11 protein-coding genes are annotated in these 14,024 nt (G+C 56.1%); 6 read left to right on the forward strand and 5 right to left on the reverse strand.

All coding sequences use genetic code 11. The annotated features are described in order from the left end of the window. The first annotated feature begins 12 nt into the window (after positions 1-12). From greA to ACF8AM_RS20975, 3 genes are all read left to right on the forward strand, one after another. A complete protein-coding gene (gene greA / locus ACF8AM_RS20965) occupies positions 13-492 on the forward strand; it encodes a transcription elongation factor GreA (RefSeq protein ID WP_392557531.1) in 480 nt (159 codons plus the stop codon). Then, entirely contained in the window at positions 489-1,244 is a 756-nt protein-coding gene (locus ACF8AM_RS20970) for a hypothetical protein (protein ID WP_392557522.1), read from the forward strand. Before greA ends, ACF8AM_RS20970 begins: the two co-directional genes overlap by 4 nt. A gap of 475 nt (positions 1,245-1,719) precedes the next feature. Then, complete coding sequence (locus ACF8AM_RS20975; RefSeq protein WP_392557532.1) at positions 1,720-2,961, forward strand: DUF1559 domain-containing protein; 1,242 nt, start codon at positions 1,720-1,722, stop codon at positions 2,959-2,961. Between the two features lie 177 nt (positions 2,962-3,138). Here ACF8AM_RS20975 and ACF8AM_RS20980 read toward each other — a convergent pair whose 3' ends face one another. The 3 genes from ACF8AM_RS20980 to ACF8AM_RS20990 all read right to left on the reverse strand — a co-directional run bounded on the left by ACF8AM_RS20980 (position 3,139) and on the right by ACF8AM_RS20990 (position 7,435). Next, positions 3,139-3,747, reverse strand: a complete 609-nt coding sequence (locus tag ACF8AM_RS20980; protein WP_392557523.1) for a nodulation protein NfeD — start codon at positions 3,745-3,747, stop codon at positions 3,139-3,141. Next, positions 3,747-6,044, reverse strand: a complete 2,298-nt coding sequence (locus tag ACF8AM_RS20985; RefSeq protein ID WP_392557524.1) for a nodulation protein NfeD — start codon at positions 6,042-6,044, stop codon at positions 3,747-3,749. Before ACF8AM_RS20985 ends, ACF8AM_RS20980 begins: the two co-directional genes overlap by 1 nt. Before the next feature lie 119 nt (positions 6,045-6,163). After that, the gene (locus ACF8AM_RS20990; RefSeq protein WP_392557525.1) at positions 6,164-7,435 is read right to left on the reverse strand and encodes a dicarboxylate/amino acid:cation symporter; all 1,272 of its coding nucleotides are present in this window, start codon (positions 7,433-7,435) and stop codon (positions 6,164-6,166) included. A gap of 193 nt (positions 7,436-7,628) precedes the next feature. Between ACF8AM_RS20990 and ACF8AM_RS20995 the strand changes: the two genes are divergently transcribed. Beyond that, complete coding sequence (locus ACF8AM_RS20995) at positions 7,629-9,395, forward strand: MFS transporter (protein ID WP_392557526.1); 1,767 nt, start codon at positions 7,629-7,631, stop codon at positions 9,393-9,395. A 91-nt stretch (positions 9,396-9,486) separates the two neighbouring features. On the opposite strand, the gene ACF8AM_RS21000 is transcribed toward ACF8AM_RS20995, so the two are convergent. Then, on the reverse strand, positions 9,487-10,641 hold the full coding sequence (locus tag ACF8AM_RS21000; RefSeq protein WP_392557527.1) for an endonuclease/exonuclease/phosphatase family protein: 1,155 nt from the start codon (positions 10,639-10,641) through the stop codon (positions 9,487-9,489). Between the two features lie 552 nt (positions 10,642-11,193). Here ACF8AM_RS21000 and ACF8AM_RS21005 point away from each other — a divergent pair. After that, entirely contained in the window at positions 11,194-12,336 is a 1,143-nt protein-coding gene (locus ACF8AM_RS21005) for a multiheme c-type cytochrome (RefSeq protein WP_392557528.1), read from the forward strand. On the opposite strand, the gene ACF8AM_RS21010 is transcribed toward ACF8AM_RS21005, so the two are convergent. After that, on the reverse strand, positions 12,308-13,237 hold the full coding sequence (locus tag ACF8AM_RS21010) for an aldo/keto reductase (RefSeq protein ID WP_392557529.1): 930 nt from the start codon (positions 13,235-13,237) through the stop codon (positions 12,308-12,310). The genes ACF8AM_RS21005 and ACF8AM_RS21010 overlap by 29 nt on opposite strands. Positions 13,238-13,352: 115 nt before the next feature. Here ACF8AM_RS21010 and ACF8AM_RS21015 point away from each other — a divergent pair, with 115 nt between their 5' ends. Then, positions 13,353-13,868, forward strand: coding sequence for a transcriptional regulator (locus ACF8AM_RS21015; RefSeq protein WP_392557530.1), 516 nt, complete (start codon positions 13,353-13,355; stop codon positions 13,866-13,868). The last annotated feature ends 156 nt before the right edge of the window (positions 13,869-14,024 follow it).

The following is a 14,024-nucleotide window of genomic DNA, read 5'->3' on the forward strand; positions in this document are numbered from 1 at the left end:
AGGATCGCGAAAATGGTCGAATCGGTGCCAATGACCCGAGAGGGCTACAACAAGATCAAAGCCGAGATCAGTCGCATGGAAAACGAAGAAATGCCGTTGATCGTGCAGAAAATCGCCGAGGCACGCGAGGAAGGTGACTTGAAAGAGAACGCTGAGTACCACGCTCAGCGCGAGAACCAAGGCATGTTGATGGCGAAGATCAATGAACTGCGTGACAAGATTGCGCGGGCGTCGATCATCGATGTCTCCTCGTTGCCCAAGGATGAAGTCGTGTTTGGGTGCACTGTGACGGTCGAAGACGTTGCCTACGGTGACGAAGAGCAGTTCACATTGGTGGGCGCTGGTGATGAGGATTACGACAGCGGCAAGATTCTGGTGACCAGTCCGTTTGGCCAAGGTTTGGTTGGCAAGAAGGTTGGCGAAGTTGCCGAGGTGGAAGTGCCGGCTGGCAAATTGAAATTCAAGATCCTCAAGATTGAATTCAATCTGTGAGTGCCAGCAACGATGAGAACGCGCCGGCATCGGATGCGTCCGATGCTGGTGTCGATTCCAGTTCGCCGTCAACGAACTCGGACGAGACGACAAACACTCCGGAGCAGCAGGAACCGGGGTGCATGCCGATTGTTATTGCATGCACGTTGCTGATGGGGATCGTGTCGTTTGTGTTTTGTGGCGTCACCACTTGGGTGCTGTTTCAAAAGCGGACCGAAGTTGCGGTGCGGACTTTGGTGGGTTACGTCGATGTGATCGAGCAAAGTCTGTTGCCTCCAGATGAAAAGAAGTCCGTCATTGATCAGTTGGAAACAACGATCAAAGAAATGCAGGCGGAGGATTACCCGCAGGAAAAGGCATCGGCGGTGATGCAGCGATTGGTGCGTCTGCCGATTCCACAGTACGGGGAACTCGACGTGATCGACGCATACATCGAAGACCATTTCGAGGGTGACGAACGCGACAATGGTCTGAAGCAGATTTCTCGGTTGCGTCGAGCGATCGACCGGGGCAAGGCGACGGTCATTGACGTCAATGATGTGTTGTTGCCAGCCACGCAGGTCGATACGACTCATCCCCTAGGGCGTGTTCTCAAGCAACCGTTGGCTGATGAACAAGTGCGTGACGTTGTTGAGCGAGCCAAGTTGGTTGGTGATCGCGACGACCTCGCTGATCAGTTCTTTGAGCGGAAGCCAATCGATCAAATCTTGGAGCGAGAATTGAAAGCGGCGAGCAGCCAAGGCGGCTTTTAAGCGGTCGCAGGATGGGCATCCAAGACGCTGTCGCAGCGTTTTGGATACGGAACAGAGAAGGCAGTCGAAGTGCCGGTTTTGTGAATCCGCCAAAATGTCCACCTCGAAAATGCTTGCAAATCGGTCGACGCATGGTTGGTCTGTGCTCGGAAATCTTCCGCAAATCTTCTTGGCCTGCTGTGAAACACGGGCTTTTTCGGGCGTCGCATCCGCCGTCGTTTTGAGAACGCTTCGCAGTTGGGGGGTGGTTGTTTTCGGGTGAAATGCGGAGCGATTGGCATTCAGGCTGTGACAAAAGCGGTCAGCGGGGCGGAAAAGTTGAGTTGATCCGCACCAGATGGTGGGTCAGTCCCCCATACTGATGTTCGGAAGGGCTTCTGAGTTGCAATTCCCTCCTGCGCCTGGAATAATGGTGTCGCTAGCGATCGAACAGACCGGCGACTGCCGGATCGCGTCGTCTCTTTTCTCCTCGCCTTTGGACACCGCCATGAAAACCAAACCGTCCGGTTTCACACTCGTCGAATTGTTGGTGGTGATTGCCATCATCGGCATCTTGATGGGACTGCTGATTCCCGCTGTCAACGCAGCCCGGGAAACCGCCCGTCGCAACCAATGCAGCACTCAAATCAAAAACCTCTCCCTGGCGGCCATCCAGTACGTGAATTCCAAGGGCGAAATGCCTGGCTATGTTCAGAGCTTTGGCCGCCACGACAGCTACATTGACCCTTCGGATCCAAGTAATTCAGGAGCCGCGCTCGCACCGCACATGAAAATCGGGACTTGGGCGGTTGCTTTGTTGCCATGGCTCGACGCTCAGCCCACCTATGAGCATTGGAGCGAGGATCGTTATCCAATCTTGCATACGAATGTTTCAGGTGCGGAGCACGAAGCAACTAGCGGTGCTTCGGGCGATGGATTTCACTCGTTGGCGGCCCCGAATCTCGCCTTGATGCAATGCCCCAGCAACCCTGTCGCTGTTGGTGACTACGCGAAGAATAGCTACATCGCCAACAATGGATTGTGCCATACCACAGGGCCTTCTGGATTTCTGGCTGCTCCGTCGGGATCAACGGTCTTCGCCGAGTCTCAAAACCGTGCCAATGGCGTCTTCAATTGCAAATACAACGTGACGAGCATCAATTCACGTGGCGATGGTATTCACGAGTCCGAAGGTCCTAAAGTTCGTTTGGACGACTTCAAGGACGGAGCGGGAAACACCATGTTGTTCGCCGAAAGTGTGCAGGCTCTTCCTTGGAATCGCGCTGGCTTCATCAACGGCAGCGACGTGACACTTGCTGATCCATCCCATAATGACGTCACCTTTGTGGTTGAAAGTGCTCGTTATGTTCATGGTATGGTCTGGCACTACGTCGACCCGAAGAACTCGGATTCGGCGTTGGCATCATTCTGGAACAAGAATGGAACTGGCACGCCTCAAGTACCGGGTCCAGTTGTCAGCTTTTACAAAATCAACGGTGGCGGCACTTCCGTGTCGGACGAGATCTTCAATCTGCAGATGACACCCTCCAACGCAGCACAACTCGCTCGACCATCCTCGGCACACGTCGACGGCGTGAATGTAGCGATGGCAGATGGTGGAACCCGATTCATTGCTGATAGCATTGATTATCGTGCGTATCAGGCTTTGCTGACACCTCGCGGTAAGAGCAGCAATGTTCCGTTCCCTGAGTATGTTTACAGTGACGAGGAAGACTGAAACCGCGATAACTTGACCTGTTAAGCAAGATGGCATCCTTCGGGATGCCATTTTTTGTGTCTGTACGGAAAGCGGATTGGAGAGAAGCGGGGCCAGTGCCAGCCCAAGATCAGGTAATTCCGTTCAGGTAGGGTGCATAGCGGTGTCTAAGCGACTGGTCTCCTTGCCAGTCGCTGTCTAAATCTCTAAGTCGTCGAGGTTGACTTCGTCGAGGGTTTTGGCGGAGTTGGGTTTGTTGGGGGGAGCGGATCCGTTGTTTGCCTCCAATTGCGGGCCGGGTTGGCTCTCTTCGGAAGTTGCCGATCGCACTTGTAGTTTGCCGGCTTGGACTCGGACGACTTTGATCGGGGCTCCTTTGTCGATTGGCATTCCGGTGCTGACGGCGTCGACTTTGTGTTCGTCAACGACGACTCGGCCCGCGGGAAGGAGGTCGGACGCCGCGACTCCGTAACGGCCGACCAGCTCGCTCAGTCGGGTTCCGTCCGGTGCCGTTGCGACCGGGATTGGAGTTTCGGATTGGTCGCCGCGGCGGTTCAAAATTTCTTTGCCGACGCTGGTTTGCGGCCAAAACCGCAGGATGATGCTGAGCAGGATCGGGGTCAGCACGAGCAACGATAGGACGACCGCCAACCCAAAGTTCAGGCTGACGGTGAACGCGATCAGCACGGCGGTGATCGCAGCGGCAACAGCGAAAAGGCTGAGCAAGCCGCCGCTGGGGACGATGATCTCGGCGATCACAAGTGTCAAAAAAAGAACCAGCAGTCCGATTGTGTAGAGGACCGGCATCAGTCCACCGCCTCGACGGTGATTCGGTTTCCGAGCACCTGAATGACGCGAATGGATTGCCCCGCATCAATCGCGGTGGCATCGCTGACGACAGGCACAATTCGTTCACCAAATCGAGCTTTGCCACTGGGACGCAGCGGCGTGGTAGCTTCGCCGGTTTGGCCTAGCAGATCGTCGTAGTGTGCCAATCGTTCGGATTCATCGAGGTCGGCTTCGGGGACGCCCATCGACAATCCGGTCGCAAGAGCGGCTTGGGGCAAGTACATCCGAACCAAGATCATCCCCAGCACGCATCCGCCCAGACCACCCAATGCGACCCAGAGTCCTCGCGTCAGTTCACCCACTTGATAGGCGTTCTGCGGCACAACAAACGTTTGGCTCATGAGCATCACGCCGATCGATGTCAGAATCAGGCCTCCCACGCCAAACACGCCAAACCCCGGTAGGACAAAGATTTCGATCCCGATGCACGCCAGCCCCAATCCGAAGGCCAGCAGTTCGGCCCACTCAGCGGTTCCTGCGAGATACTTGATCCAAAAGAAGAATGCGAAACAGATCATCGAGATGAATCCCGGTAATCCCAAGCCAGGTGCGCTGGCTTCGATCGACAGCATCATGAACCCAATCATCAACAGCGTCACGGCGAGCCCGGTTTGGCTTCCCAACCGTTCGACCCAGCGGACCAGGCCGCGGTCGGACAATTCGGGAGGCACGGATGCCAATCCGATGGAGGCCGCTGTCTCACGCAGCGATTTCGCCGTGCCGTCAGCCAGCCCCAACTCAATCGCTTGAGAGGCAGTCAGGCCGGAGGTCAGGTCGATTTTTTCCATGCGTTGCCAATCGCTTGCCAAGTCATCTTGGTCTGAGTTTGGGGCCTCCGCATCATCGTTTTCAAGCTGGCGAATTTGATTTGAGGTTGCGTAGCGAACCCGTCCCGAGCGTCGGTGGACGTACCGATGAACCGAGAGCGAAGGGTCCAATAGGCCGCGAAGGAGCGTGGCACTCCGGCCGGTGGATTCGGCGATCAGGTGAATCAGTTCGATGTGCTGCTGCACTTCGTCGGGGGACATCGCGTCGGCTCCGCTTCCTCCGATCGTCGCATCGGGCGACATCAGAAGCGGTTGGCATGCAAGCGCGATCAAGGCAGCGTCGCCGCGTGCTTCTCCCGTGATCAACCCGCCGACGGCTTGGATCGCGGGGCCGGGATCGGCCAGCGTTGCAGCGAGCGACGCACTGCGATTGAGGCTTCCGCCAGGCGAGTCGATCGCGACCAACCAAGTGTTCACGTCCGGGGAGTCGATCGTCGCGGCCAGGTTGCTCTGCCAGCGTCGGACGCGGGACCCGGTGATATTCCCGGTCACTCGAACGAGTCGCCCGATCGCTTCGGTCATGGATCGCGAATCCTCGCTTTGTAAATTCGCGAGTTCGAGCCAGTCGGCGACAGATTCTTCGGAGTCAACGATTGCTGCGGCCGCACGAATTTGTCGCAGTTGGCTTGAGTCCAGTAAGAGTGGTTCGCCTGCGTTTGCTAGGGTGGTTTCTGAGACGACACGGCCCTCGGTTCGAGCCCTGCGGAGGGGATCTCCCGCCAGGAAGCTCGACTCCCCATCGACCAAGCTGACTTTCGCGACTTCCAGGTTGAAATCCACCAGTCCTTCGACCAACGGCGATGGTACCAACGCCCGACGTCGTGCAATGGACTGGTACAGCACGGCAATGGTGTCATCGGGCTGAGACTCATATCGTCCGGCATCGCCAAGCGAACCCGAGGCGGACACCAACAGGGTTTCTGACGCCAAAGGGAGCAGCACGTCGTGTCCGTCGATCACGCCGTCGACCCACGCAACCACTCGGACGCGATTGAGTTTTGGGCTGGAGATTGCTCGGGCGAGTTTCAGGGCATCTTCGAACGCAGTCGTTCCGGTGGCAAAGGATTGATCGCCTGAGGAGCGTTGCTCGTCATCGGTTCGTTCGCGGGCAGATTTTGGTGCCAGATCGTCACTGGTGGAGCTGAGTCGCAAGACGACAGTGGCACGGCCGCTGTCCGAGGCATCGCCGCGTTTCGATGCCGTCGCCAACTGAGTCAGCCGGGCCAGGATTTGATCCACGTCACGGCTGGTCAACGGGGACGGAACGTTGATCAGCACGCCCGTTGCCGGTGGGGGAGCCGGTTGGCTCCAGGCAAACCGAAGTGGGGCCAGCATCACGATGCCAAGCAGCAAGCACCACAGCGGTCGCTCCAATGCGGAGCCACCCCGGAATCGGAAAACACCCCAAATGAACCGATGACCTTTCATGCCAAGATTATACGGGGGATGGAAGGCAAAAGACCATGACCGAAGCAGATCTCACTCCGAATACGAAACCAGGAGAGAAAGTATGCGTCGTCGTCGGGAATCGCGATTTTAAGTGGGGGTCAGGGGGGCGTCGAGGTTTGAGGGTCGGGAATTGTGGTCCCGACAACGGCCGCACCGATGCTGTCGCCCATCACATTGACCGCAGTGCGGAAACGATCGAGCAACCAATCCACTGCCAGGATCAACCCGAGGTATTCTAGCGGCAACCCGACGGCTCCCAGGACAATCAACATGGTGACCAAGCCGGCTTCGGGGATTCCCGCAGCACCGATTGCTGCCAACGTCGCCGTGACCGCCACGATCAATTGGTCTGAAAGTGTGAGATCGAAACCGATTGCCTGGGCGATGAAGATCGCAGCCGCGGCTTCGTAGAGCGCGGTCCCGTCCATATTGATCGTGGCTCCCAGAGGAATCACAAATTCGGTGGAGCGTTTAGAGACACCAGCGGACTCGGCACATTCCAGCGTCACTGGCAAGGTCGCCGATGAACTGGCGGTTGAGAAAGCTGTCAGTAACGCTTGGCTCATGGCGGCCATGTACGAGTACGGGTTCTTCTTAGTGACCAAGTAATAGATGGTTGGCAAAACCACGAACGCATGAACGGCCAGCCCCATCACCACCGCGGCAAAGTACCAACCGATCTGACTGATCTCTTCGATGAAGCGTCCATCCGCTTGAGCTTTGCCGAAGCGAGCCGTCACCAGGCAGAAAATGCCCAGCGGTGCAACCTTCATCAACGCCATCACAAACCGCAGCAGCAGTTCGTTGGCTTCCGTCACCAGCGTCGCGATGGACCCAACGCGATCAATCATGGTGGTCATCAAGGCGGCGATCGCAATCGCGAAAACGATGATCGGCAACAACTGAGTGTCGGCCGCGGCAGCAAACAAGTTGTCGCTGATCAGCATCAACGCCAAGTTCTCCAGCACGACCCCCATGCCAGGAGCTTCGGTTTGTCCGGGTGGGAGTTGCGACTCGCTGGCGAGTCTCTCGATGACTTCGGGATCAACCGTTCCGACTCCGGGACGAATGATGTTGACCGTGATCAGTCCAATCGCGACCGCCAGAACCGTGGTGCACAAGTAGTACCCGATGGCCGCAGCGCCTGGGCGACCGAGTTGACGAACGTCGCCCATTCCCAAGACGCCGCACATGACGGAGGTGAACACCAGTGGCACCACGATCATTTTCAAGGCTCGAAGAAAAAGCTCTCCGCCAATCTCAAAATGCGTCGCGAAATTCGGTGCAATCAGCGCAACTGCGATCGCCGCCACAATCGCACCGGCAATCCAATACGTCAGTGCCTGACTGTGTTTCGGTGATTCCGTCATGGTTGGTTCCCTTTTGTTGTCCATCACATCGGTCGATCTGTCCGCTGCGACACAAAATAGCGGTTTCTTTCAGTCCTCGCACGGCACCGAGCGTGAGAGCGACCTAAGTTTTGGATGGAATGGTTCGTTCCCCACCCTCACGTTTTCCATTGGCCGACGGCCACGCTTCAGCCCAATCAACGAGTAGCTTCGGATGCCCATCTCGAAACGACGTAACACGCGACGTGCCGCCGTTGGCAGTGTTTTGTTTTTGGCAGGACTTTTTTGTGGAACGCTGGTCGCAGTTCCCAAACTGCACCGCGTCTTGTTGTCGGAACAAACTCCAGTCGACCTGACCTGCGCCGAGTTGATGCAGCGTGGAGTCGATGAGTCACCAGTCGTGCGATTGACCGACGCCACGATCGTGGAACCAGCAGAGGAGTTAGAGTTCGCCCTCTTGGAACCGGACCCGACGGCGACTCAAAATTTGCCTGTCGGTTCAGGCATGAGTGCGTGGATGTCGGGGGACAAAGTGGCAAAGGCCAAATCAACTCTCGCCGATGCGCTCCGGCATCCTCGTTCGAAAAAATTGATGGACCAGTTGGTTCGTGGCGAAGTGGTGCCTCGCGGGTTCGTTGGCCAGTCCATGCCGCAACCGCTGAAACTCACACCGGGACGCGAAATCGCGGTTCATGCACTCGAGGAATTGAAGGCGACCGGAACGTTGACTGCATACGTCACCGAGGACCCAACTTCAAAGTGGATTGTTCAGGCGGCCGAGCGATCGAATCTCACATTGCCTGAACCGTTTTTGAAGTCTGCGGAGATGGATCACTATTCGCTGCATCCCGTTTCACTGCAAGAATCGAAGTTGAATGCCGGCATCTGGATGGGAGCATCCGCGTTGGCCATGACATTGGGATGGTTGTTCTGTAGTTCAGCCGGTTGGGGACTTTGGATTCTGTTTTGCCCGATCGCTGCCATCGTGGGGATCTTTGGATTGCCAATGCGTTCGGGGCGTGGCAATCGCGTCACGTGGATGCTGGCGTTCTTGACCGGTGCTTTGTGCTTGGTTGCCGCTTACGGATTCGCGTTTGTGCTCGGCGGACTCGGGCAATCGCAATCCACATGGGCTTGGCAAGCCGCTGGGTTCATTGCCGGTTGTGCGGGACTGGCACTCTGGATTGGCATCCGTGGGAGCATCAAAACCAAACGCAGTCTCGCTCTTTCACCACGATGCTTGGACGAGTTGATTGCTTCGGACAAGGGGCGAGCGAAGGGAAAGAAAAAGGGCAAAGGAAAGCGTGCGTCGAAAAAAGACCAATCCGATGCCGAGCAATACGCAACCCTGGGTGTTCAGCAAGACAAGCTAAAAGAGACGTTGGACAAGAACGCCAGCTACTCGCGAAAATATTTGGACCCGAGGCTCAGCGTTCCAGCCAATGCGGTGGCGTCTCCTGAAGCCTTGGAGCACAACTTGCATTGGCAAAAGGCCGACTTCGAAGAACCGTTGCTCGTGGAAATCGGGCGTGGCGAAGCAGCTTGTGCGGTGACGATCCAAGTCGGCTGCCAAAGCTTGGTGCTTGGAATGACCGATGAGCTGGATGGAGTGGTTCGATTGCGGATGGTCAGTGTGCTCGATGATGGTCACTGCTTGGTCAGTGTTGATGATTCGTACCCTGATTTGCAGATGTCGGGATCAAATGGTCACGCCACTTTGTCAGTGTTTGAATCAGTTAACGCCCAAAAGTTGCTGGCGAAGCACTTAGAGAACGCTGCTGACATCGCTGAGCAGCGTCATTCTCGACTGGTGACGCTTGATAGCAACGAATGGCGAGATATCGTGCTCCTGTCCGAACGCGTGCTGAAGTCCATCTTGCACGACTCAGGGCAACAGAAGTGGGATGTCCGCGATACGACCTATGGTCGCTTCTCCTATCCTGCTCAGCCGGTGAAGGTGTTTCAAGAAGCGGTCGTGTAGCTCGCCTCGATTCTCGTGGCGGGCAAATTCACGGTTCTCATGGACGGAGGCATTCGATGTTGTTTCCGCCAAACGCTATCGAGCGTGTGAGTTATCGTGGCGGTAGTTCGAACACGCTGAATTCTGCCCACACGGGCATGTGGTCGCTGACCTTCAGTGCATCTTCTTCTGAAATCTGCAAAGTGGATTTCAGGTTTAGTACACCCGCACGCCCAGTGAATTCACGGGTCGTCGCGGTGTCGATCAGCAGGTGGTCGTAAGTCTTTGTCTGAAGCGTGTTGGTTGGTTGGTCCCCGACTAAAGATTGTATGTTTGGGATCCTGCCGGTTTCGAGCAACCACTGCGTCTCAACGTTGAGGTCACCCATCAAAACAAAGTCTTCCTCGCCTTTGTTTTGGTATTCGAACATGCGGACGCTGTGAAAGACATCATCCAGAACGTTCATCTCATTCTTCGGTGTGTCCCCTACACGAGAGCCGACTTCGTCGGGGTCTGTGTGGACATTGATGAGCGTGAATCGAAATGGCATTCGAGTTGGCGTCGGAGTCACGCGAGTTTGAAAGCTGGCCACCATCGGTGCACGATGCATTCGGTCCATTTCATCGCTGACCAAGTAGTCTGACTCGGGGATCAAATCGATGCGATCGGTATCCCAGACAAACCCATATCGTTCGGTTTGAGATGTTCGGCCTTGTGGTTCACTCACGGTGGCGTTGTATCGACCGCCCAAACTGGCGATTTCGTCGAGCAGGCCATTGATTGGAAGTTTGGGATCGCCTTTGATTTCTTGAACAGCGACCACATCAAACAACATGCAGACTTGTGCCAGTCGTCGCATCACTTCGGGTTTCTCGGATTTGCTTTTTCCGAACACTTGGATGTTGAACGTCGCGACACGGATGGATGCGTCTGGTTTTCGGCTCGTTGCACTGGCAGGGGTAGTTAAGCTGACCGGCGCGATCTCACCGATTGGTGCTTTGCCGGCATAGCCGCGGGACGCCATTTGCTCGGGGGTCAGCGAGGCTGCCAGCGGGTCGTCGTAGACCGGTGCTTCGCTGCCACGCAGAGTGTCCAGGGATGGCAAGTCGACTTGGCCGGTCAACGCAGCGATGACCAAACCAATGACCCCTGTGATTGAAATTCCAGGAGTGAACCAGCGCAGGATCGAACCGCTCGAACGGCTGGACCGTCGACGCGATTTGGACTGATTGCCCCACAGTAATTTCCACAAAAATTGGATCACCACGGCCTCCTTGCCGCGTGTATCACAAGCTCATCGAAGTCCGCCGAGAATCCTTCTCGGAGCGTTTCCATGGCTCTCGTAATTCAAATTTCTGTTTCACGACGCCGATGCGTTGAACACTCATGGTGGGTGTCGCTGCGTCAGACGTTCCGGCTTGTTGATTGATTCGAATTCGCAACCCGAGGCGTGAGTTTTGAAGTTGCGTTTTTCTCAAAAACCGAAGCGTCAGCGAGGGATGAACGAGGTTGACTTCGCCTCGCTGACGCGTCGGGTTATGAAAAAAAGCCTCACGCAAAAGCGCAAATTCAAAACTCACGCTTCGGGTGAAGTTTCGATCAACAGACCGGTTCGAAAGCAGAACCAGCTCTGGCCGATATCCAAAACGGATTGGTCGCGTCAACTGCAATCTTCTGCACAAGCCGTTCGATCGTTGCGAACAAAGCCCCCCGGTGAACGTTCGTGAAGGAGCGAGGGATGGGGACGGAGCGGTGTGGATTCATGTCGTAAATTTGAATAACCGAATTCATTTCCATCCGCTGTTTCGATTGTGTCGGTATGTCTCATTGCATCCCTCGCTTGCCCATTGCATCTGTGATCACCGGGTTGGTCGTCGCGATGACCACGTTTGGTTTGGTGCAGCGATTGCCTTCCACGACGTCTTCTTCTCAGGGGGATGCGTTGCTGAGTCAGCCGGAAGGCAAAGCTCCCGCGCAAGGTGGTGTTTTGATTTCGTCGGTCGCGGATGCGGCCAGTGTGGAAGGGGCAGCAGCGACGCCCGTTGACCCACATCTCACGATGGGGAGTGAGACTTGTGTGAAATGTCACGCGAACGAAGTGAAGGTTTGGAAAGCAACCCCTCACCACCGTACGTTCGAGGAACTGCATCGTCGGCCCGCCGCGAAAGAAATTGCGGCCAAGCTGGGTGTGCGTTCGATCAAATACGATGGCCGATGCGCTAATTGTCATTACACCCAGCAGGTCGACGCAGCCTCAGGCAATGTGCACGCCATCGAGGGCGTGAGCTGTGAATCATGCCATGGTTCCGCCAAGCAGTGGTTGGATCTGCACCATGACTATGGTGGCGAACAAGTCACGCGGGCAATGGAAACGCCCGAACACAAACGCCAACGGTTGGCTCAAAGCGTCGCCGCTGGAATGCGAAACCCGGTCAATGTTTACTTGGTCGCACAAAGCTGTTTGCGTTGTCATACGACCGCTGACGAGGAATTGGTCAACGTGGGCGGTCACTCCACTGGCAGCCTCGATTTTGAATTTGTTTCTTGGAGCCAAGGGACGATCCGTCACAACTTTATCGACTCAGACGGGAAAACGAATGACCCCAGCACTCGCGATCGTTTGCGAGTCATGTTTGTCAGCGGCATGATTGCGGATCTGGAAGCAAGCCTGCGAGCGACCGCGGAAGCGACTCAGAAAGCCAAGTACGGCGTAGCCTCGGCACAGCGAGCCGATCGAGCTGCGAAACGGCTGCTGTCGGTTTCGAAAAAGGTTCCGTCCAAGCACTTGGAAGAAATCCTGATGATCTACAGCGGTGTCACGTTGAAGTTGAACAATCGTGAGCCGCTGATTCAAGCTGCGGACGCGATCGCTCAGCTTGGTTTTCAGTTTGCTGCCGAGACCAATGGGCATGTTTTGAAGCCGCTCGACGCGTTCATTCCGCCGACGAATCGTTGGAAGTAGCGAAGAGTTCGTTGATCTGGCGTCGCAAGGTTTTGGGAAGTGGTCCAGCGGTCGCAAAGTCTGAGATCTGCTCCGGACGATGGGCGCCGACGAGCGCTGCCGTGACGCCCGGTTGCGAGACTGTCCATGAGATCGACAGGTTGGCAACCGAACGACCTGAGTCCGCCGCGATCTGTTTCAGTTGATCGACAATGTCGTGAGCACGCTGTCGAGCCTCGCCTTGGAAAATCGGGTAGTTGGGACGGCTGTCGCCTTCCGCGAAAACGTGGTCCCGTTCGATTTTGCCCGCGAGCAAACCTTTCATCAGCGTCCAGTAGACCCACACGTCACTGCCGTGCTCTTTGGCATCGGCGATGACCGTCGACAAGGTTTCTTGTTGCAATCCGTTGAGCGGGCACTGGATCGCAGAGCATGGCACCACGCTCGCAAATGCGGCTCGTTGTTCCGGGGTGGCGTTGCAGACCCCCACTCGCTTTGCCATGCCGCGTTGCATCAAACGTTGCAGTGCCCAGGCACTGGCTTCGATCGGCACTTCATCGTCCACGCAGTGCAGCATCAGCGTGTCAAAGCAACGAATGCCGATCCGTCGGAGTGAGTTTTCCGCGTCGACGACGAGTGTCTCCGGGTTGCCGTCATTCACACGCATGCCCGACTCGTCGTATCGCTGGCCCACTTTACCGATGATTTGGATTTCGTCGCGCGTGGACGAGTCCAGGTCCTTCAGGGCCGCACCGAGGCGTTCATCGGCCTCCCCTTGCAGGCCGTAGCTGTAGGCGGTGTCGAACTGGCGAATCCCGGAGTTGATGGCGGTTCGAATCGTTGCAATCGCGTTTTCGCGAGTCACGCCGATGGTGGTGACGCCCGCGATCGGCCAGAGGCCTAAAATGATGTGTTGGTTCAAAATGGTTGCGAGATGAAAAAAGGGAACTAAGTTGGGCGCAGGACGTGGTTAATTCGGAGTGAGGATTGATCGCTGTCCAATCCGCTGACCTTCAAGAGAACAATTCAACAACAAGATGGCAACGACACCCACCACCGCGATCACGGTAGCGCCCGGGATCACACGGATCGAGAAGAACAATTCCAAGGGCTACGTGGTTCGCGTTTGCCGCGATGGCGTGCGGAACTCAGAGTATTATTCCGACTCGATGTGCGGGGGAAAACGCAAGGCATTGCAGTTGGCCAAGCAAAGTCATGCTGCGTTGCTGGAAGCCCTCGGGCCCGCCAACAACTCAACCAAAAACAAATTGACCAGTCGGAATACCACTGGGAAGGTGGGGGTTCACCTGGCTCATTCGGTCGACAATCGATATCCCGGTTGCGAATACCAAGCCTACTGTGCGTCTTGGAAAACCGAAGATGGCTACCGCAAAAAAATCAGTTTCGCGTTCAATCGATATGGGGAAGACGAGGCGTGGGAGCTTGCCTGCATCGCACGTGATCGCGAAACGACGGATCGCGAAGAGGTGCTCGCGATTCGGGAGCGGCAGCTAAAACGAAAGAGTCGCAAAAACAAGACTCGCCGCAAATAAGACCTTCCGCGAATAAGGTTAGTGACCTGTCAAAGGTAAAAGCGAGGGTTGATCGTAGTGGTCCAGGCGGCCAGTGCCTAATTTGGGGCCAAAACAAAGACACCGGGCCCCCGCCCCCACCCACAAAAAAAAAAGTGGGACACCAGGTTAGAAAAA

Source organism: Rhodopirellula sp. JB055, assembly GCF_043100905.1.
Lineage (GTDB): Bacteria > Planctomycetota > Planctomycetia > Pirellulales > Pirellulaceae > Rhodopirellula.